4 protein-coding genes are annotated in these 3597 nt (G+C 32.6%); all 4 read left to right on the top strand.

Going from position 1 to position 3597, the window contains the following annotated elements:
• Positions 1 to 96 precede the first annotated feature (96 nt).
• The 4 genes from ACIR131C_RS0120205 (at position 97) to ACIR131C_RS23660 (ending at position 3337) form a co-directional block, all read left to right on the top strand.
• A complete protein-coding gene (locus tag ACIR131C_RS0120205; RefSeq protein ID WP_028091617.1) occupies positions 97 to 462 on the top strand; it encodes a ribbon-helix-helix domain-containing protein in 366 nt (121 codons plus the stop codon).
• Positions 459 to 908 (top strand): putative toxin-antitoxin system toxin component, PIN family, encoded by a 450-nt coding sequence (locus tag ACIR131C_RS0120200; RefSeq protein WP_028091616.1) that lies wholly within the window; start codon positions 459 to 461, stop codon positions 906 to 908. The genes ACIR131C_RS0120205 and ACIR131C_RS0120200 overlap by 4 nt, the downstream gene beginning before the upstream one ends.
• A complete protein-coding gene (locus ACIR131C_RS0120195) occupies positions 905 to 1333 on the top strand; it encodes a hypothetical protein (protein WP_028091615.1) in 429 nt (142 codons plus the stop codon). The genes ACIR131C_RS0120200 and ACIR131C_RS0120195 overlap by 4 nt, the downstream gene beginning before the upstream one ends.
• 219 nt (positions 1334 to 1552) lie before the next feature.
• Positions 1553 to 3337, top strand: coding sequence for a type I restriction endonuclease (locus tag ACIR131C_RS23660; RefSeq protein WP_051347645.1), 1785 nt, complete (start codon positions 1553 to 1555; stop codon positions 3335 to 3337).
• Positions 3338 to 3597 lie beyond the last annotated feature (260 nt).

Genomic DNA, 3597 nt, shown 5'->3' with positions numbered 1-3597 from the left:
CCCTCCCCGCAAGCGAGGAGGGGGCTTAAGATGTACCTCATAAGAGCGGAAACCCCTGTATCTCAGTTATTTAATGAACGTTAGGAGTAGAAATGTATGATTCAAATCATTCTCAATCCAGAACAAGAAAAATTATTGCAAGCACAGCTAGAAACAGGGAAATATAAAAAACCTGATGATGTAATTACTGATGCTTTAAAGGCTTTGTCAGAAAAACAGCAGCTTAATCAATCTCAGCCAGTAGTAACTATTCTATCAGGAGAAGTAGCACAAAATTTACTAGAGGTGAAAGTTAAAATGATGCAGGAAATTAACAATAATTACCAACCAAATGCACATCAACAAACTTTAGCAAAAGAGTTTATGGCATTATGTGAAGAAACGCAAGCTTTACACGCGGATAATCCTTTAACTGAAGAAGAAATTGCTGAAGAAATTGATGCTTATAGGAGAGGAGAATGAAAGTTGTTATAGATACTAACATTGTAGTATCTGCGGTGATCGCTGGTAGAAAACCAGAATCTGTTATTATTTGGATTATTGGTCAATCTGACTATGAATGGATAGTTTCAGTAGATATTTTAGCAGAGTATCAGGAGGTATTAGCTAGAAAAAAACTAAAATTAACTGATGACAAAAGAAACAAATGGCTAGGTTTAATTCAAAATTCAACTCAGCTTATTGAGGTTTTGACAAACATAGATTTTCCTAGAGATCAGAAAGATGCTAAATTTCTGGAATGTGCGATCGCTTCTGATGCTGATTTTTTCATTACAGGTGATCGTGATTTTACTGAAGTTCAAAGTTTAGGAAATACTTTGATCATTTCTGTTTCTCTTTTTGCAGAGTTGATGATGAAGTATGCAGGAAATGAGGAATATAAATCAGATGAGGATGTTAAAAAATGAAACGTTATCCAAAATATAAAGATTCGGGTGTACAGTGGTTGGGGAAAATTCCTGAACATTGGGAAGTTAATAATATTCGTGGAATAACTAAAGCAGCAACACAAAAAAACTGCCCTCATTTACCATTATTAGCTGTTTATCGTGATTACGGTATTATTTTAAGAGATTCTAGGGATGATAATCACAACAGAATACCAGAAGATTTAAGTAACTATAAAGTAGTCAAACCTGGAAACTTAGTTCTAAATAAAATGAAGACTTGGCAAGGTTCTCTAGGTATTTCTGAATATGAAGGTATAGTAAGCCCTGCATATATTATTTGTGAAATTTCCCAAGATATAAATCGAAAATTTTTACATTATTTGTTAAGAAGTTATCGTTATATTTTTATCTACAATAAAAATATTAATGGCAACCGAGAATAACCTAGAATCAAGATTACTCCCTTTATTAAATGAATCCAATGAACTAATTTGTATTATTCATGCTATAATTAAAAACACTAAATCTCAAAATTAACCCACCAATTATTCCAAGTTATTCCAAATTCTTCCAAATTTTCCTAAATTCTAAATTTTTCTAAATTCCAAATTTTCCTACATTCTAAATTCTTCTACATTCTAAATTCTAAATTCTAAATTCCTATGGACACCAGCGAAAAAGCCTTAGAAACCCTCATAGAAACAAGCCTACTCAACCAAGCAGGATATATAAAAGGACAATCAAATAATTATGAACCTAACTACTGCATAGATAAAACTCTATTATTACAATTCCTCAATCAAACCCAACCTACCCAAATAGACAAACTAAAAACCAAATTTGGTCAAAAATTTGAACAAAAACTATTTGAACGCATATCCAAGCAAATCAAAGACAAAGGTATTATAGAAGTTCTCCGCAACGGTATCAAAGCCCAAGAAATCACCCTAAATTTATATTATAAATTACCACCATCCCAAGTTAACCCCCAAGCTATCCAAATCTACAATCAAAATATTTTTTCTGTTACTCGTCAACTCCATTTTAGTAATGAGAAAAAACAGCAATCTTTAGATATAGTAATTTTCATAAACGGTTTACCTCTCATTACCTTAGAACTCAAAAACAACCTCACTAACCAAAATGTGCAAGATGCAATAAAACAATATCAAAATAACCGTAACCCCAAAGAAACCTTATTTAACTTTGGCCGTTGTTTAGTCCATTTTGCCGTTGATGATGAATTAGTCTATATGACCACAGAATTAAAGGGACAACAAACTATATTTCTGCCATTTAACAAAGGTCAAAAATCAGAATCACAGTTAATATTTCCTGATAGTGCAGGTAATCCAATTAACCCTAATGGAATCAAAACCGATTATTTATGGAAAGAGATTTTTAGTAAAAAAACCTTGAGTAATATTATTGAAAAATACGCCCAATTGGTAGAAGAAAAAGAAGAAGGTAAACCCAAAAAACGTAAATTAATATTTCCTCGTTATCACCAACTTGATTTAGTTCAAAAACTTTTAGAAGCTGCTAAAAATCAAGGTGTAGGACAACGTTATTTAATTCAACATTCCGCAGGTTCAGGTAAAAGTAACTCCATTAGCTGGCTGAGTCATCAACTTCTAGAACTCACAGACACCAGCGAAACTAACACCATTTTTGATTCTATTATTGTTGTTACCGACCGGAAAATATTAGATAGACAAATCCGCAATAATATTAAACAATTTGCCCAAGTTAACGGCGTAGTCGAAGCCATTACCGAAGGTAGTAAACAATTACAAAAAGCCTTAGAAAACGGCAAAAAGATTATTATTACCACCGTGTTTAAATTTGCCTATATTGTTAAAGAAATTCAGTCATTAAATAATCAAAAATTTGCCATTATCATTTTTACAGCCACACCCAAAAATAAAAGCTTAGAAACTTTTGGCATTAAAAATCATGAAGATGGTAAATATCATCCTTTTCATAATTATGCTATGAAACAAGCAATAGAGGAAGAATTTATTTTAGATGTCTTAGAAAATTATACCACATATCAAAGTTATTATAAAATTCAACAAATAATTGCAGATAATCCCCAATTTGATACTAAACGCGCTCAGAAAAAGCTGAAAAAATATGTAGAAGGACATCCGCAAATTATCCGCCAAAAAGCCGAAATTATGATTGATCATTTTTTAGCAGATGTCATAAATACAAATAAAATTAATGGACAAGCCAAAGCAATGGTAGTCACTAATGGTATTATCAGCGCGATTCGTTATAAACTGGCTTTTGATGCTTTGGGACTGAATTTACAGAAAAAGATCAAGTGCGGAAATTCATATTTGAAGATTTACCTGCAGCAGTTAGCAAAGATGAAGAATATCAAAACGCTAAGAAATATTCAGATCGTCAAAATGCGAGAATTACTTTTGAGAAAAAGCTAGTTGATAAGTTTCAGGAGTTTATTTTTGATCATACAGAAGTTTACCGACAACCCTTTAAAACATGGTTAGCTGATACACTGTTTAATAGAGATTATGATCAAGATGCAGCATAGGGAAACGACAAAATAAGAACTATGGAGAGTGGTACACTGATTCCAAGCCGCTATCATTGGATAAACTTAAATGGTTCGTGGGCTAGGTTCAAGTAGACAAGCCACTTAAACACACGGCATGAAGCCGACGTTCACCCACGGTCATAT

The organism is Dolichospermum circinale AWQC131C (genome assembly GCF_000426905.1).
GTDB lineage: Bacteria > Cyanobacteriota > Cyanobacteriia > Cyanobacteriales > Nostocaceae > Dolichospermum > Dolichospermum circinale.
Note: the sequence above shows the minus strand (reverse complement) of the source record. Positions and strands in the feature narration are given on the sequence as shown.